This window comes from Myxococcales bacterium, assembly GCA_016717005.1.
Classification (GTDB): domain Bacteria; phylum Myxococcota_A; class Polyangia; order Haliangiales; family Haliangiaceae; genus UBA2376.
Genome location: JADJUF010000049.1, coordinates 171,231 through 186,384 on the forward strand (window position 1 = coordinate 171,231; position 15,154 = coordinate 186,384).

At 74.1% G+C, this 15,154-nt stretch carries 12 protein-coding genes; 7 read left to right on the forward strand and 5 right to left on the reverse strand.

Translation table 11 applies throughout. From position 1 onward, the window contains the following. Positions 1–449: 449 nt before the first annotated feature. From IPL61_39915 to IPL61_39930, 4 genes are all read left to right on the forward strand, one after another. A complete protein-coding gene (locus IPL61_39915; protein MBK9037346.1) occupies positions 450–3,854 on the forward strand; it encodes a hypothetical protein in 3,405 nt (1,134 codons plus the stop codon). A 23-nt stretch (positions 3,855–3,877) separates the two neighbouring features. Continuing rightward, complete coding sequence (locus IPL61_39920; GenBank protein ID MBK9037347.1) at positions 3,878–4,252, forward strand: hypothetical protein; 375 nt, start codon at positions 3,878–3,880, stop codon at positions 4,250–4,252. Then, complete coding sequence (locus IPL61_39925) at positions 4,204–4,473, forward strand: hypothetical protein (protein ID MBK9037348.1); 270 nt, start codon at positions 4,204–4,206, stop codon at positions 4,471–4,473. Before IPL61_39920 ends, IPL61_39925 begins: the two co-directional genes overlap by 49 nt. A 124-nt stretch (positions 4,474–4,597) precedes the next feature. Next, the gene (locus IPL61_39930; GenBank protein MBK9037349.1) at positions 4,598–4,807 is read left to right on the forward strand and encodes a hypothetical protein; all 210 of its coding nucleotides are present in this window, start codon (positions 4,598–4,600) and stop codon (positions 4,805–4,807) included. Here IPL61_39930 and IPL61_39935 read toward each other — a convergent pair. Next, positions 4,776–6,857: a LysR family transcriptional regulator gene (locus IPL61_39935; protein ID MBK9037350.1), complete on the reverse strand. Its 2,082-nt coding sequence runs from the start codon at positions 6,855–6,857 to the stop codon at positions 4,776–4,778. The genes IPL61_39930 and IPL61_39935 overlap by 32 nt on opposite strands. Positions 6,858–6,944: 87 nt before the next feature. On the opposite strand from IPL61_39935, the gene IPL61_39940 reads away from it, so the two are divergent. Both IPL61_39940 and IPL61_39945 read left to right on the forward strand, forming a co-directional pair. Then, entirely contained in the window at positions 6,945–7,805 is an 861-nt protein-coding gene (locus IPL61_39940) for an NmrA family NAD(P)-binding protein (GenBank protein MBK9037351.1), read from the forward strand. Positions 7,806–7,831: 26 nt separating this feature from the next. Further along, positions 7,832–8,749, forward strand: a complete 918-nt coding sequence (locus IPL61_39945; GenBank protein MBK9037352.1) for an MBL fold metallo-hydrolase — start codon at positions 7,832–7,834, stop codon at positions 8,747–8,749. Between the two features lie 58 nt (positions 8,750–8,807). Here IPL61_39945 and IPL61_39950 read toward each other — a convergent pair whose 3' ends face one another. Further along, a complete protein-coding gene (locus IPL61_39950) occupies positions 8,808–10,181 on the reverse strand; it encodes a hypothetical protein (protein MBK9037353.1) in 1,374 nt (457 codons plus the stop codon). Positions 10,182–10,327: 146 nt separating this feature from the next. On the opposite strand from IPL61_39950, the gene IPL61_39955 reads away from it, so the two are divergent. After that, positions 10,328–11,383, forward strand: coding sequence for an SPFH domain-containing protein (locus IPL61_39955; GenBank protein MBK9037354.1), 1,056 nt, complete (start codon positions 10,328–10,330; stop codon positions 11,381–11,383). On the opposite strand, the gene IPL61_39960 is transcribed toward IPL61_39955, so the two are convergent. The 3 genes from IPL61_39960 to IPL61_39970 all read right to left on the reverse strand — a co-directional run bounded on the left by IPL61_39960 (position 11,384) and on the right by IPL61_39970 (position 14,953). Then, complete coding sequence (locus IPL61_39960; GenBank protein ID MBK9037355.1) at positions 11,384–11,551, reverse strand: hypothetical protein; 168 nt, start codon at positions 11,549–11,551, stop codon at positions 11,384–11,386. Between the two features lie 104 nt (positions 11,552–11,655). Beyond that, a complete protein-coding gene (locus IPL61_39965) occupies positions 11,656–12,591 on the reverse strand; it encodes a hypothetical protein (GenBank protein MBK9037356.1) in 936 nt (311 codons plus the stop codon). 253 nt (positions 12,592–12,844) lie between these two features. Beyond that, a complete protein-coding gene (locus tag IPL61_39970) occupies positions 12,845–14,953 on the reverse strand; it encodes a M13 family metallopeptidase (protein ID MBK9037357.1) in 2,109 nt (702 codons plus the stop codon). Between the last annotated feature and the right edge of the window lie 201 nt (positions 14,954–15,154).

Sequence of the window (15,154 nt, forward strand, 5' to 3'; positions counted from 1 at the left end):
CTGACCATCCCCGCGTTTTCGGGCGATGCCAACGACCTTGCGGAAGACCGCGTGCCGCTCGACCTCGGCGTCGTACGCGACCGCTGCCGTCACCAGCGTCGACGCCGACCGGATCGCCGACCGCATCACCGCCACCGCCGGCATCGGACGTCGCGTCGCTCGTCGCACCATCAGGCGGCGGCGGCATCGACCGCGGCGTCCCCACGGCGTGCGGGCCATCGGCGCAGGCCGCAGCCAGGACGATCAAGACGCGCTCAAGTCGTCCTTCCTGGTCGCCGGATCAGTCGCGCGAGCAAGCCAGCCGGTGGCAGAAATCGAACAGACGAGGTTCTTGCGACCAGGCGCCCGGGGCGCACGACTACCCCACAAGAGACGCAGCCGGTTGGCTGCGACGGGGGACCATGAACGACCTGCATAGAGTCGCCGCGGCGCTGTCACTCGGGTTGGCGTTGTCCGCGTGTGCGCACGACGTCACCAGTCCGGAACCGAGGCTGGCCACCGCGAGCCCCGACCTGGTGTGCAACGGCGCGTCGGTGTCGACCGCCGACGGCCGCACCGCGGTCACGCTCACGGGCGCCCACTTCACGCCGATGCCGTCGAGCACACTCGACGAGCCGGTGCGGCTGCTGCTGCCGCGGGTCACGCTGACGCCGCGCACGGCGATCCCCGGCGGCGCCCTGGCGACGACACCGATCGATCTGGCCGACGATCCGGCGTCGGCCGCGGCCAGCCGGGTCCACTGGACCAGCGAGTCCGAGATGGGCTTCGACGTGGTGCCCGCCGACGCGCTGGCTACCGGCGTGTTCGACGTCACCGTCACCAACCCCGACGGCACGAGCGCGGCCTCGATCACCCAGGCGTTCGCGATCATCCCGCCGCCGATCGTCTCGGGGCTCGCGCCACCGGCGATCTGCGACGATCAGGACGATCAGACGGTGACCATCACCGGCGCCAACTTTCTGGTCTACGCCGACCAGGCGCCCAGCGTCACGATCGGCGAGGGCGCCGCGGCCCACACCTACGCCGCCACCGCCGCCGCCGCCGACTGCGCCCCGATCGGCGGCGACCTCACCGAGGCCGACGCCGCGCTGTGCACCGCGATCACGATCACGATCCCGGTCGGCGACGTCGTCGTCACCGCCGCCACCGATCTGCCGCTGGTCGTGACCAACCCGGCGCCGGCCGACTGCGCGTCGACCAGCTCGCCGATCACGATCCGCATCGAGCCGCCGCCGCGTGTCGACGCGGTGGTCCCGGCGACCGTGTGCCAGGGCGGCAGCACGCTGACCGTCACCGGCGCCAACTTCTTGCCGGACGCCGAGGTCGAGCTCCACTGCGGCGCGGTCGTGGTCGCCGCCGCGGCCGTCACCGTGGTCCCCGACGGCACGCAGCTCACCGCCAGCTTCGGCGGCGGCGCGACGCCGGGCACCAGCTGCGAGGTCGTCGTGCGCAACCCCGACGGCTGCGAGGATCGGCCGCTGCCGCACAAGACCGTCACCGTCGTGGCGGGCCCGGTGGTCTTCTACGTCGATCCCGAGGTCGTCTACAACGGGATCAACACCCGCATCACGGTCTACGCCACGACCATCACCCAGCCGCTCGCCGCCAACGCCGTCAACATCCGGCCGACCGGCCAGCCCGGCCCGGTGACCGACCTGACGTTCAACGCGGTCCCCGGCCACCCCAACCGGCTGCAGGCGATCGTGCCGATGGGCCAGGCCCCCGGCGTCTACGACCTGGCGCTGTCCGACAGCACCGGCTGCGGCTCGATGCTGCCGATGGCGATCACCGTGACCGCCACCACGTCGGTGACGCTCGACCATGTGACCCCGCCGTTCGGCGCCACCGCCACCGACACCGCGGTGCAGATCTTCCGCGACGCCGCCGCGCCGCCCCCGGGCGATCACCCGTTCGTCGAGACCCCGCGGGTGTACCTCAACCCGACCAACCCACAGCCGACCGACGTCGCGGTCGAGCTGGAGTCGGTGGCGTTCCTGGACGGCGGCCGCGTCACCGGCGTGGTGCCCGCCGGCACGCCGGCCCACGCCTACGACGTCGTGCTGGTGAACCCCGACGGCACCGTCGGCCTCTTGGCCAACTCGGTCGCCGGCGGCTACACCGAGACCACCGCGCCGCCGCCCGAGATCGACGGCGCCACGCCGGCCTCGATCGTCAACGCCACCGGCCAGGCGGTCACGCTGAGCGGGCGCAACTTCGACGCCGCCGACGTGGTCACGCTGACCTGCGTCGACGCGACCGGCGCGGCGCTGCCGGCCCCCGCCGTCACCTCGACCGCGCCCACCTGCGTCGGCGCCAGCTGCACCCAGGACGTCACGATCAACGCGTCGAGCTTGCCGGCGGGCGCGGTGTGCCTGGTGCGGGTGACCAACCCCGATGGCACGTTCGGCGAGTTCTCGGCGATCGGCGTGACCAACAGCTCGCGCAACCTCAACACGCCCCACGCCGGCCCGATGATGCAGATCGGCCGCCGCGCGCTGGTCGCCGCCGCCGGCAACGCCACCGCCACCAACCGCTTCATCTACGCGATCGGCGGCGACAGCGGCACCCCCGCCGGCGCGCTCGACTCGATCGAGTTCGCGCCGGTCGATCCGTTCGGCACGATCGGCGCGTTCACGCTGGCGCCGTACCCGCTGGCCGCGCCACGCACGCTCGCCGGCGTCGCGACGATCGGCCGCTACGTCTACGTCGTCGGCGGCAACGCCGGCGGCGGCGCGGTGGCGACCGCCGAGCGCGCGCTGATCCTGTCGCCGCGCGAGGCGCCGCGGGTCACCGACCTCGACGTCGCGTTGCGCCCGACCGGCCTGGCGCCGGGCCGCTACCACTACCGCGTCAGCGCGGTGTTCGCGGGCACCGATCCCGACAACCCCGGGGGCGAGTCGCTCGCGTCCGACGAGTTCACGGTGCGCGTGCCGACGTTCCCGGGCCAGCAGGTCGCGCTCACGTTGGTGTGGCGCGCGCCGGTCGACGCCCTCGGCGCGGCGCTGCCCAACGTCGTCGGCTACCGCGTCTACCGCACCGCCGCCGCCGACGCGGCGCCCGGCACCGAGGTGCTGCTGGCGACGACGACCGGCGCCGGCACGACGTTCGTCGACGACGCGACGGCGACGCCGGGCACCGCGACGCCGCTGCCGCTCGGCGCCACCGGCCGCTGGCGGACGCTGCCGGCGCTGGGCACGGCGCGTGAGGGGCTGGCGGTCGCCTGGGCCCGCGATCCGGTCGCGCCGGGCACCGCCTACGTCTACGCGCTCGCCGGCCGCAGCACCGCCACCACCGCGCTGACGTCGTACGAGTACCTGCCGATCACGATCGCGGCCAACGGTCGCCAGACCGCGGCCACCTGGACCGCGGGCACGACCGCGCTCAGCCAGGCGCGCTGGCAGCTGGGCGCCTGGGTGGTGGATCGCAGCGTCTCGACCAGCTACCCGGCCGGCACCACGTACGTGTTCGCCGGCGGCGGCCAGACCGCGGCCGGCGCGGGCGAGACCACGGTCGACGCCGCGCTGGTGACCGCCGGTGGCCAGCTCGGCGTGTGGAACGACGCCGGCGTGCAGAACTTCGGCGTGTCGGTCTCGGGCTACGGCGTGTGCGCTGCCAACGGCCAGCTGTTCACGTTCGGCGGCCAGAACGGCGCGCCCAGCCGCGGCGCCAAGTCGGCGGAGCTCTCGACCCCGCCGACGCTCGCCGCCGGCGCGTGGAACGACGAGGGGCTGAGCATGACCCACGGTCGCTACCTGCTCGGCTCGGCCGTACAGAGCGCGTTCATCTTCTTGCTCGGCGGCCAGACCGACGAGCCGACCGCGGCCAGCCGCACCACCGAGCTGGTGATCTGGTGAGGCCCGCCATGCCCGGAGGTCCCATGCGCATCACGATCGCACCCGCGCTGATGACGCTGAGCGGGATCGCCCACGCCGACCCCGCGGCGCCCCACGGCTACGCCGGCGCCAAGCTCGGCGGCATCGCGCCGCTCGACGGGCTGTCGCCGTTCGCCTCGGTCGGCGTCGAGGTCGGCTACGTGCTGCCCACGGCCGACCACCGCATCTCGATCGGGCTGGTCGTCGACTACACCCAGCCGACCACCACCGGCACCGAGATGGATCCGCGCGTGACCGGCGGCACCTGCACCTGGCGACTCACCGAGCAGGAGCTCGGCGTGATGCCGATCGTGCTGTACCCGCGCGGCCGATGGGCTCGATCACGCCGTACGCCGGGCTCGGGCCGCGCCTGCTCCTGACCCGCAGCACCGTCGAAGACGATGGCGCACCGACGATCGAGGCCACCGAGGAGGTGTCGACCGAGTTCGGGGTCGGGGTGCCGATCGGGGGCGAGCTGCCGCTGGGCCCAGGGCGCCTCACCGGCGAGCTGCTGTTGCAGTACGGCACCTCGACACACCGCGACCGGCGACAGCCACACCGGGGCGGTCGCCTCGCGGTCGGCTACCGCCTGGTTCGATAGGTCGCCCCGGCGAGTGCGCGCCAGCGTACGGTCTTGCTGACCTGGGTGGGATTTCTGCAACCGCGCCCACGTTCGGCGCGACTCACCTGGGACCGCCCGACTTTGGCGGTCGCGAGGAGCCCGCATGAAGAACCCGTTCGCCGCCGCCCGTGTCTGCACCCTGATCGCAGGCATCGCGCTGTCCCTGCTCGTGGCCGCCTGCGGCGACGACGGCGGCGGCAGCGTCACCCCGCCCGCGTGCTTCGCCACCGGCACCGCGTGCGCGACCGACACCGACTGCTGCACCGGCGACTGCAACGACCTCACCGGCGTGTGCTCGCGCACCGCCGGGTGAGTGCCTCGCCGCCGGCAGCGCCTGCCAGAGCGGCCCCGACTGCTGCTCGTTCGCGTGCGTCGACTTCGCGTGCTCGGGCGACCAGTGCACCTCCGACGGCCAGAGCTGCACCGCCGACGGCGCCTGCTGCTCCGGCACCTGCACGGACGGCACCTGCGCGCCGCTCAACGCCGCGTGCCGCACCTCGGGCAACTCGTGCGCGAGCAGCGCCGACTGCTGCTCGCACTACTGCGACGGCGGGACCTGCAACAACGCGCCGTCGTACTGCACGCAGCTCGGCGACACCTGCCAGTTCGGCAGCGAGTGCTGCAGCGGCCTGTGCGACGTCGCCGCCGGCGCCACGCTCGGCGTCTGCGTGCCGGTCCCGGCCGGCGGCGCCACCGGCTGCACCAGCGCCGGCGAGGTGTGCGGCGCCGGCGCCGACTACATGGGCGGCGAGTTGCCGATCTGCGGCGGCGAGTGCTGCGGCCGGGCCTGCCTGCCCTACGGGCCGACCGGCGTGCTGATCTGCCAGCCGTCGAGCGGCTGCCGTCCGACCGGCGAGACCTGCGTCGAGGACAGCGACTGCTGCGGCTCGGCCGGGCTGCCCGACGGCGACGTCTCGAACGTGGTCTGTCAGAAGGAGGGCGACAACCCGATCGGCCGCTGCGACAACGGCAACTCGTGCAGCCCGGCCGGCGCGATCTGCCGCTTGCAGACCGACTCGTGCAACGCCAACGCCAACTGCTGCGCCGGCAACGTGCTCCAGTACGACACCTGCCACCTCGACGCGCTCGGCGTGCCGCGCTGCACCGTCGCCGAGATCGTCTGCACCAACCCGCAGGACTACGTCGGCATGACCTGCGCCACCAGCGCCGACTGCTGCGGGCTGCCGTGCCTGCCAGTGCCGGGCACCGAGTTCACGCTGCGGTGCGGCGCCAGCTGCCAGCCGACCGGCGGCGCGTGCACCACCGCCACCGACTGCTGCTCGGGCCTGCCGTGCACGACGCCGCCCGGCTCGACCGTCGGCACCTGCGGTGATCCGCAGGGCTGCGCGACCTTCGGCCAGAGCTGCGACGCCGCCAACCCGTGCTGCACCAACCTGACCTGCGATCAGGGCACCTGCACCGAGTTCATCCCGTGGAGCGGGCGGTGGCCCGGCGACCGCGACGATCTGTTCGCGCAGCCACGCCTGGGCCGGATCGGTGGCGGTGCGCTCGTGCCACAGCACGTGCACGCCGAACCCGGCCACCTCGAGCGGCGGCGGCCGCAGCGCCAGCGCGACGCCGGGCTCGAACGCAGCCGCGACCCGGCGCGGGATCGTCGCGATCAGATCGGTCGCGGCCAGCACCAGCGGCGCCACCAGGAAGTGCGGCACCGCCACCGCGACCCGCCGCTGCCGGCCGAGCGCCGCCAGCGCGCCGTCGACGAACCCGCCCGCGGTGCCGCGCGGCGCGATCAGCAGGTGGTCGAGCGCGCAGAACCGGTCGAGCGTCAGCCGCGCCCGCGCCGCCGGGTGGTCCGCGCGCATCGCGCAGGTGAAGGTCTCGTCGAACAGGTGGCGCTGGTAGCAGCCGCCGGTCAGGTCGCGCGGGCGCGCCGGCGCCAGGACCACGTCGACCTCGCCCGCGGCCATCGCGCCGCCGATGTCGTCGGGCACCGGCCGCACGAACAGGTCGATCCGCGGCGCCACCTTGGCCAGCCGCGCGACCAGCGCCGGCAAGAGCACCAGCTCGGCGAAGTCGCCGGCGCCGACGTGGAACGTGCGCGCGGTCGTGGCCGGGTCGAACTCGACGCCGCGCCAGACCAGCGCCAGCTCGCCCAGCGCCCGCGCGACCACCGGCGCCAGCGCCTCGGCCCGCGCGGTCGGCACCAGCGCGCCGCGCGGCCCGCGCACCAGCAGCGGATCGCCGAGCTGCGCCCGCAGCCGCGCCAGCGCGTGGCTGGCCGCCGACTGGGTCAGGCCCAGGCGCGCCGCGGCCCGGGTCACGTGGCGCTCGGCCAGCAGCGCGTCGAGCGCGCGCAGCAGGTTGAGATCGACCGCCGCCAGCTCATCATGAACGGTACGCATGACGCGTATGAATACCATCATCTTGGCGCATGCACTCGGGCGCCCCATGATGGCCGCACCCAACCACCGCACCCGAGGAGCTCGCCCATGTTCGCCATCGCTGGAGTCACCGGAAACACTGGCGCCGTCGTCGCCGACACCCTGCTCGCCGCCGGCGCCCCCGTCCGCGTCATCGTCCGCGACGCCGCCAAGGCCGCCCCCTGGCGCGCCCGCGGCGCCGAGATCGCCGTCGCCGACCTCGCCGACCCCGCCGCGCTGACCGCGGCCCTGCGCGGCGCCGCCGGCGCCTACCTGCTGATCCCGCCGCGCCCGACCTCGGCCGAGCCGCTCGCCGAGAACCGCGCGGTCGCCGCCGCCCAGGCCGCCGCCGTCGCCGCCGCCCGCGTGCCGCACGTCGTGCTGCTGTCGTCGGTCGGCGCCCAGCACGCCGACGGCACCGGCCCGATCGTCTCGGCCCAGGTGGCCGAGCGCGTCCTGGCGCCGCTGACCCAGCTCACCGCGATCCGCGCCGCGTTCTTCATGGAGAACTGGGCCGCCGCGCTCGGCATGCTCGACCAGGGCGTCGTGCCGACGTTCGTGCCGCGCGGGCTGACCATGCCGATGGTCGCGACCCGGGACATCGGCAAGGCCGCCGCCGCCGCGCTGCTCGAGGGCCCGCGCGGCGACGTCCGGGTCGAGCTGGCCGGGCCCCGCGACTACAACGCCGATGACGTCGCCGCGGTGCTGTCGACCCTGACCGGCCGCACGATCACCGCCACCGACGTGCCGCTCGACGCGGTCGTCCCGACCTACACCAGCTTCGGCCTGTCGCCGGCGTTCGCGGGGCTGTTCCGCGAGCTCTACGCCGGCGCGGCCAGCGGCCGGGTGGCGTGGGAGGGCGGCCACCGCGCGCTCCGCGGCCAGACCGACCTCGCCACCGTGCTCGCGCCGCTGCTCGCGCGCGCCTGACCCCGTCGCCATCCAGGAGACCGCCCATGCGCTCGCTCATCGCCCTCGCCACCGCCACCACCCTCGCCGCCGCGTGCGGCGGCACGTCCCACCCGCCGCCGACGCCGACGGCCAAGCTCACGATCACGCCCTACGCCGCCGCCGAGTCCGACGTCAACAGCTACGTCATCACCGACGGCGCCGGCGCGATCGTGATCGACGCCACGCGCAACCCGACCGACGGCGCCGCGGTCGCGGCCCTGGTCCGCGCCCGCACCAGCGGACCGGTGACCGTGCTCATCACCCACGGCCACCCCGATCACTTCCTCGGCCTCGGCGCGCTGCGCGCCGCGCTGCCCGACGCGCGGTTCGTCGTCGCGCGCCCCGAGATCAAGGACGACATCATCGGCATGGCGACCTGGATGACCGGCGCGGGCTGGCTGGCCGCGCTGCCGGCGATGCAGCCCCGGACCGTCGATCACCCCGACGGCTTCGACTACGCCGGCGAATTGACCGTGCTGGCCGAGCCGCGCCTGACGCTGCCCGGCGGCGCGCGGCTCGAGCTCCGCGCCGACTACCCGGCCACCGAGGCCGAGCACATGACCACGGTCTACAGCCCCGACGCCAACGCGCTGTTCACCGGCGACCTCGCCTACCACGACGTGCACCTGTGGCTCGGCGTCGGCGTGACCCGCGCCAGCGCCGCCGCCTGGCAGGGCACGCTCGACCAGCTCGACGCCGCGTGGCGCGACCGCGCGCCGACGATCTATCCCGGCCACGGCGCGCCCACGGATCTGACCGTGCTCGCCACCGACCGCGCGTACATCGACGACATCCTCGCGGTCACCGCCGCGAGCGCGTCCGACGACGACGCCCTCGCCCAGATGGCCGCGCGCTACCCCGACCACGCCAACCGCGACCTCCTCCTGAAGATGAGCGTCGCCAACCTGCGGGCGCAGCGGTAGCGACGCGCGCGCCCGTCGCGGCCCGCCGCCGATCGTCACGAACCGTCGGCGCGCGGCCTCAGCCGATCGGCGGGTTGTCGTTGCACACGCCGAGCTCGAGGATCAGGTACAGCAGCACGCGCTCCTGCGGCAGCAGGCCGCGGTGGGTGCCGGGCGCGGTGTGGTAGGTCGAGAACAGCACCCGGCCGCAGCCGGGCGGGTTGAACGTCACCGTCAGCGGCCGCTTGCCGGGGCCGGCGGCGGGCGCGCCCGAGCCGACCACGTACGCGTGGGGCTCGTCGAACACCGGCGCCCCCTGCGCGTCGACGCCGACCTGGACGGGCGTCGTCGCCGCGATCCAGTTCCAGTTGTCGTAGACCCGGAACGCGCCCGGGTCGATCGGGCCGACGTCGCCGCCGGTGTCGTTGCGCGGGCCGATCTGGCCGTCGAGCCACGCCGCCAGGCCCGGATCGGTGACCTCGGCGTCGACGGCCTCGTAGAAGTCGCCGTCGGCGTCGCCGAACCGGGACGGGTCCCAGGTGTCGGTGGCCGGGTCGTAGGCCGCGGCCGGGGTGTCGACGGCGGTGCCGGTGACCGAGGCGCCGAGCTGGATCGGCGCGGGGTAGACGTTGTCCATCCACTCGCCGGACCAGTCGGTGACGTAGAGCCGCCCGCCCTCGGCCACGTAGTCGCGCAGGTTCCGCAGCGCGCGCGGATCGTCGAGCACGGCGACGTTGGCCGTCGACGCGCACGGGATGAAGACCATGTGGTACTGGCGCAGCCGGTCGAGGTCGAGCACGAGCTGGGTCAGCGTGCCCATCGCGACGCCGAGGTCGGTGCCGCCGTTGCTGTACAGGTCGAACTCGCCGGCGGTGCTGGTGAGCCCGCCGTCGACGCCGACCTCGCCCAGGCCCATCTTGCCGAGGATGTCCTGGACCGAGTCGTAGTTGCCGGCCGCGATCGCGACGTGGGGGATGGTCTTGCCGCCGGCCACGTCGAGCGCCGACGGCAGCGTCGTCTCGGGATCGGTCAGGGCCCGGGTCCCCGAGGTCAGCTCGACCTGCTGCTCGAGGCGGAACTGGCCCTTCTCGATCACCAGCCAGAACGTGCCGGCCTCGAGCGTGCCGACGTCGAACCGGCCGTGGGCGTCGGACACCGCCGCGCCGGTGGTGTCGACGCAGCGCTCGCAGTAGACGCCGGCCGGCACCGGCGCCGGCCGCGCGCGCTGCAGCGACACCCGGGCGCCGGCGATCGGGATCTCCTCGCCCGGGGGCACCAGGCCCGGGGCCATGCCCGGCGCCCAGACCGTGCCGGTCAGGGCCGCGAGCGGGCCGCCGTGGGCGTCGGGCCCGTCGTCGTCGCCGGTCACGCCCGAGCCGGGACCGCACCCGCCCGCCATCGCCACGGCGCCGACGACCGCGGCGGCCAGCGACAGGCGACGACCAGGAGGCACGCCGCAATTACAGCCCCGGACCACGACGACGGCAAGCGCCAATCCGACGCCACCGCCAACTGCGTGCGCCCGACCACGCGCGCCGCCGCGGGTGTGCTAGTTTTCTGGTCCGCCGCGTTCTCGCCGGTGCGAAGGAGCAAGCGTCCATGGGCATTCTCGACTTCGTGAAGGGTGGAGTCAAAGAGCTGGCGATCGCCCGCCCTGACTCCTCCAAGGATCAGTGGGTCTACAAGCACCCCGATCAGACCATTCCTTGGAAGGCCCAGCTCACCGTCGATCAAGACGAGGTGGCGCTGTTCTTCAAGAACGGGCAGTTCGTGGGCAGCCTGGCGGCCGGCCGCCACACGCTCGACGGCAACAACATCCCGTTCCTCGGGCAGCTGGTCGACAAGTTCACCGGCGGCAACGTCTTCATCTCCGAGGTGTTCTTCGTCAACACCCGCGAGCACCCGTCGATCAAGTTCGGCACGTCGGTCGGCGACATCCCCGACCCGCAGACCTCGCTGCGCGTGCGCCTGATGGTCCACGGCGAGTTCTCGGCCAAGGTCTACGACCCGATGAAGTTCCTCATCGGGCTCGTCGGCCAGCGCATGGCCGACAACGAGATGTTCATCGGCTGGTTCAAGAGCCAGGTCCAGAAGACCATCAAGGACCACATCGCCGAGCTGATCGTCAAAGAGAACTGGCCGGTGATGAAGGTGTCCTCGGGCGCCTACACCGAGGAGATCGAGACCTTCACGGTCGGCGCGGTCCGCAAGCACATCGAGAGCTACGGGGTCGAGATCGTCCGCTTCGGCGACTTCACGATCTCGATGGACCCGGCCGACAAGGAGCGCCTCGACAAGCTGATCGAGCGCCAGGCCTACGCCAACATGGCCGGCGGCTATCAGCAGATGGCCCAGGCCGAGATGATGCTCGGCGCCGCCGAGGGCATGAAGAAGGGCGGCGGCGGCGGCGCCGGCCTCGAGGGCATGGGCATGGGCATGGGCTTCGGCATGGCCAACCAGATGGCGCAGATGATGAACCAGCAGCCCCAGGCCCGTCAGGGCGGCGGCGGCGGCGGTGGCCCGGCGCCCGCCCCGGCCGAGAGCCGCGACCAGATCATGAAGACGCTCAAGGAGCTGGGCGAGCTCAAGACCGCCGGCATCCTCACCGACTCCGAGTTCGACGCCAAGAAGAAGGAGCTGCTCGCCAAGCTCTAGCTAGGCGTGCACGCTCACGACGATCGTCACGACGATCGACGCACGGCCGGCTCCCGCGAGCCGGCCGCGGTCGTTTTCGGGGGCCGCTTCAATGGCCGCCAGCGAGGGGACGAGCAGGGCGGACCCGGTCGGATCAATGGCCGCCAGCGCCGAGCTGCGCGCGCCCAAGCGCGACCTCGACGCTGTCGCCGTCGACCACCGCGAACCGCGCAGCGCTCAGCAGCCTGCCGAACGCCCGCTCGACCTCTTGTGTCTGGCAGTCCGCGACCGGCTCAGTCGTCGCTGGCGCTCGCGGTCGGCAGTCGCGCGAGCAGGCGCTCGACCGCGACGCGATCGGCCGCGCCGGCGATCTCGACGGCCAGCGCCTGCAGCTGCGCCGGATCACCGCACGCGCTCACCCGGGCCCGCGCGTCGTCGCTCACCGCCCCGTGGCGGTCGGCCAGCGCCAGGACCAGCTGGCGCGCCCCTTCGAGCAGGCCCTCTTGCCGCCCTTCTTGCTGGCCCACCTGCCGGCCCTCGCCGTAGTAGCGGCGCGCGAACTCGCTCTGGTACTCGTACTTGCCGGGCTGCATCTCGTCCTCCAAGGCGCGGCGCGCGGCCTGGTTCAGCGACGCGCGGATCAGATCATAGCAGACGGTGGCCTCGGGATCGGGCAGCGCATCGAGCGCGGCGAACGCGGCCAGCGTGACCGCGGTCCCGTCGGGGCCGTTGCCATGGGTGAGCGCGGACAGCACCGCCATCCACGGCTCGTCGCGGGCCCGCGCGCCCGTGACGCGGGGGATCCGCCCGGGGCCGAGCACCAGCGGGGTGAACGGCGAGCCGGGCTGCAGCGTCGCGATCGGGGTCGCGGCCCAGCGCGCGGTCGCGTCGTCGGTGGCGATCACGACGAGGCACGTCGGGCACCGCAACCGCGCGTGGAGCGCGGCGACGTAGAACGGCCACGAGCGCCGCTTGGCGTCGTCGCGCGCGCGCTGGACCTCGACCACGATGCCCATCACCGGCGCGTGGTCCGGCGGCCCGCCGCGGAGGTGGATCACGAGGTCAGCGCGGAACTCGGCCGGCAACGCCTGGGTGAACCCGGGGTCGCCGACATCGACGCTGGCGAAGCCTGGCAACGCGACGTCGAGCGACTCGCGCAACAGCGCCGGGACCAGGGCCGGATGCTCGCGCAGCACCACCAGCGGCGCTTCGTGGACGAGCGATGGCACGACCGGGACCGCAGCAAGACGCGTGCCTCGCGCAACGCCGCGACCGCGCGTGTGCACTGTCCCGCCAGCCGGACACGCGCGGCCGACACCCGGACACGCCGCCGGATCTCGGACGGGCCGCCGCCGCACGGGCGAGCCGCAGGCGACGTTGACCTGGCGCGCCCCATCGCCGGCGTCGACGGACCGCCCGCGCGGTGGCGCCGCCGCCGCGGCTCATATGCTCGGCGCCGTGACCTGGACCGCCCCCCCGCCGCTACCAGACCTGGCACATGGCCGCAGGGCGCATGCGCGCGCCGGGCTTGCAGCCGAAGGCGTCGGCGAACTCGGGCGTGGCCTGGAGCGCGCCGTTGACGCGCCACTGCGACGGCGCGTGGACGTCGACGGTGGCGAGCAGGGCGGCGAAGTCGGGGCGCATCTTGGCGCACCACGCCTGGCCGAAGCCGAGGAAGAACTGCTGGTCCTCGGTGAAGCCGTCGGCGACCTGCGCGGGCCCGGTCCGCAGCGCCCGGTACGCGCGCAGCGCCAGCTTGACGCCGCCGATGTCGGCGATGTTCTCGCCGACGGTGTTGGCGCCGTTGAGCTTCACGCCCGGCAGCGCCTCGTAGGCGTCGTACTGCGCGATCACGCACTGGGTGCGCTGCTTGAACTGCGCGCCGGTCGCGGGCGCCCACCAGTTGGCGAGGTTGCCGACCGCGTCGAACTGCGCGCCCTGGTCGTCGAAGCCGTGGGTCAGCTCGTGGCCGACGACGACGCCCATCGCGCCGAGGTTGACGGGGAGCGCGGCCGCGGGATCGAAGAACGGCGCCTGCAGGATGCCGGCGGGGAAGACCATGCCGTTTAGCTGCGGCTCGTAGTAGGCGTTGACCGTCGGCGCCGACAGCAGCCACTCGTCGCGGTCGAGCGGCTTGCCGATCTTGGCCAGCAGCCGGGCGTGCTCGGCCTTGCGCGCGGCCAGCTCGCTCGCGGCGTAGGCCCCGGCCACCGGCGTGAACCCGACCGGGCGCCACTGCTTGGGGTAGCCGATCTGGTAGGCCATCGCGTCGAGCTTGGTCGCGGCCGCGGCCTTGGTCGTCGCGTCCATCCACGGCAGCGCGTCGAGGTTGGCGCGCATCGCGTCGGCGATCGCGCGGACCTGCTGGTCGGCGCCCTGCTTGGCGGCGGCGCCGAAGCGCTCGCGCACGAACACCTGGCCGAGGAGCTCGCCGAGCGCGCCGTCGGTGGCGGCCACGCACCGCTTCCAGCGCACCTCCTGCTCGGCCTGGCCGGTGAGCGCGCCGACGAACGCGAACTGCGCGTCGTCGAAGCGCTTGGGCAGGAGCGCGGCGGTCGCGCTCAAGAGGTGCAGCCGCAGGTACGTGCGCCACACCGCCGGCTTGGTCCTGGTCACGAGCGGGTCGAGCCCGCGCAGGAACGCCGGCGAGCCGACAGTGATCGCGGTGACGCGGGGGGCCCCGACCGCGGCGAAGTACGTGTCCCACGCGAAGTGCGGCGCGGCCTTCTTGACGCCGGCCCGCTCGAGCCGGTTGTAGGTCGCGACCGGATCGCGGCGCGCGACCTTGTCGAGCGAGACCTTGGCCAGCGCGGTCTCGAGCGCGATCACCTCGGCCGCGCCGGTCGCGGCGTCGGCCGGGCTCCGGCCGTCGAGCTCGAGCAGGCTCGCGAGGTACGCGGCGTACGCGGCGCGCAGGCCCTTGGTCGCCTCGTCGTCCTTCAGGTAGTAGTCGCGATCGGGCAGGCCCAGGCCGCCCTGCTCGATGCCGCCGATCACCTGGCGCGCGTCCTTGGCGTCCTGGGTGTGGCCGAACGTGAACAGCGCCCCGGCGCCGGCCTGGTGCAGCGCCGCGGTCGCGACCGCCAGCGTCGGGCCGTCCTTGACCGCGGCGATGGTCTTGTCGAGCGCGGCCAGCGGCGTCACGCCCGCGGCCTCGACCGCGGCCTCGTCCATGCACGCGCCGTAGAAGCTGCCGAGCGTCGCCAGCGCTGGGTCGGCGCCGGGCGCGGCGCGCGCGCGCTCGAGCACGTCGTGCAGGAACTCGCGGTTGCGATCCTCGATCGAGATGAAGCTGCGCATCGCCATCGGCTTGTCGGCCGGGATCTCGGTGCGCGCGATCCAGCCGCCGCACGCGTACTGGTAGAAGTCGTCGCACGGGTCGACGCTGCGATCGAGCGCGGTCGGATCGAGCCCGATCGCGGCCAGCGTCGTGGTGCTGCCGTCCGGCGGCGGCGTCGCGGGATCGGGCGCCGGGGGCGTCGGCCCGGGGTCGGGCAGCGGCGTGGCCGGCCGCGGGGTCGGGCCGGAGCACGCGGCGCCGGTCGCGCCGGCGAGCGCGAAGAACAAGGGGACGAGGCGCGAGTGGGTCATGGCAGCTCCGGGCGGCAGGGTGCAAGGCGCACCCGCGTCGGTCAACTACCGCTGCGGGGCGATCGATGGCGGCCGGGCCCTGCCGCGCCCTGACCAGGCCGCGACCGCCAGGCGGCGCTGCGACGTCGGGGCCCGGGCAGGCGGTCGCACCGGTCGCACCGGTCGATCGCGGTCAACCGACGGTCCGGGTCGTGGCTCCTC

Coding starts and splice junctions, on each gene's coding strand:
- IPL61_39940 (MBK9037351.1), top strand. CDS start 6,945: ATGTTCGCCATCGCTGGAGTCACCGGAAACACTGGCGCCGTCGTCGCC.
- IPL61_39920 (MBK9037347.1), top strand. CDS start 3,878: ATGCGCATCACGATCGCACCCGCGCTGATGACGCTGAGCGGGATCGCC.
- IPL61_39925 (MBK9037348.1), top strand. CDS start 4,204: ATGGGCTCGATCACGCCGTACGCCGGGCTCGGGCCGCGCCTGCTCCTG.
- IPL61_39955 (MBK9037354.1), top strand. CDS start 10,328: ATGGGCATTCTCGACTTCGTGAAGGGTGGAGTCAAAGAGCTGGCGATC.
- IPL61_39970 (MBK9037357.1), bottom strand. CDS start 14,953: ATGACCCACTCGCGCCTCGTCCCCTTGTTCTTCGCGCTCGCCGGCGCG.
- IPL61_39935 (MBK9037350.1), bottom strand. CDS start 6,857: ATGCGTACCGTTCATGATGAGCTGGCGGCGGTCGATCTCAACCTGCTG.
- IPL61_39930 (MBK9037349.1), top strand. CDS start 4,598: ATGAAGAACCCGTTCGCCGCCGCCCGTGTCTGCACCCTGATCGCAGGC.
- IPL61_39945 (MBK9037352.1), top strand. CDS start 7,832: ATGCGCTCGCTCATCGCCCTCGCCACCGCCACCACCCTCGCCGCCGCG.